This is a genomic window from Gilliamella sp. A7 (assembly GCF_002142015.1).
Classification (GTDB): domain Bacteria; phylum Pseudomonadota; class Gammaproteobacteria; order Enterobacterales; family Orbaceae; genus Gilliamella; species Gilliamella apis_A.
On the sequence record NZ_NASN01000107.1, the window covers coordinates 1 to 1,092 of the forward strand.

Sequence of the window (1,092 nt, forward strand, 5' to 3'; positions counted from 1 at the left end):
AAAAGTGCGCTCTTCAAAAAAATAGATATGCTATGCAGTTAATTCTACATTCGGTGTCTGATTTGTTAAAGGCAAAACGCAACTTATTATATTTATACGTTTATTGATAGGTACAATTTGTTGCGTTGTATTTGCCAGATTATCAATCTCCACGGCATATTGAATTGGCTGAAACTGTCAATCCACCGTGAGGATTATGTCCTACACTTGGTACAAAAGCGAATCCATCTACTTGAATATAAAAAGGACGGTTACTACTATCTTTATCTGATGTCCACATACTATTCCCCCAAAATGAATTATAACTGTTCAATGCCCCCCATTCGCCCATAAAATTACCTAAACCACGAACAAAACCTCGTGTATTATTATTACCTTTAAGCTCTACAAGTGTATATAGCAATCCCCTGCGAAAATTGTCATTCATTGCTTCCGATGTTTGGGTTCGACGTTTTACATTGTTACTATCTCTGCCACTACAATAATCCAATATGTAATAAATTGTTTTAGGAACATGCACCCAATGTCCATGTTCAGCACCGCCATCCCAAACATCTCGATCTCCTGGATAATCCATACGGTCAATAATATGATGATTGGTAAAATTACTCTCATTGCCCATTTTTGATGGCCATTTACTTGGTACCGGTATCGTAAAATTATCCATCCAAATCCAATCTCGACCGTTAAAGTACTCCATGGTGATTACCGGCGTACCATTTTCAATAAATTGCCATTTTTCTTGTGAGGCATAATTGACCGTGCAATTTGCACCATAACCATTGATGGTCGATAACCATATTTTGCCGGCTCCATTATGTGAATAACAACGGTAATAAAGTTGATTCGCTCCCGGTCCAATTGCCGTAAATGCCGCATTTTGAAAACCCGTGGTCGGAAAGCCACTCCAACGTGAAAAGCCCCAAAAGTTATGAAATACATTTCCGTCATAACCACCATAATCGCCCATATCATTTGGTCTTAAGTAACAGATACTCTGATTATGGGGAATAACGGTATATTCCACCCAATTATTACCATAATAACGATTATTCGGTGCACCATAAGGAGTGTTAGCTTGGATATTCCACA

General features: G+C 38.2%; 1 protein-coding gene. It reads right to left on the reverse strand.

Annotated elements, in window-relative coordinates:
- Nucleotides 1–142: 142 nt before the first annotated feature.
- Nucleotides 143–1,092 (reverse strand): hypothetical protein (locus tag B6D18_RS12680; RefSeq protein WP_158092595.1); only part of this gene is annotated, 950 nt, incomplete at its 5' end.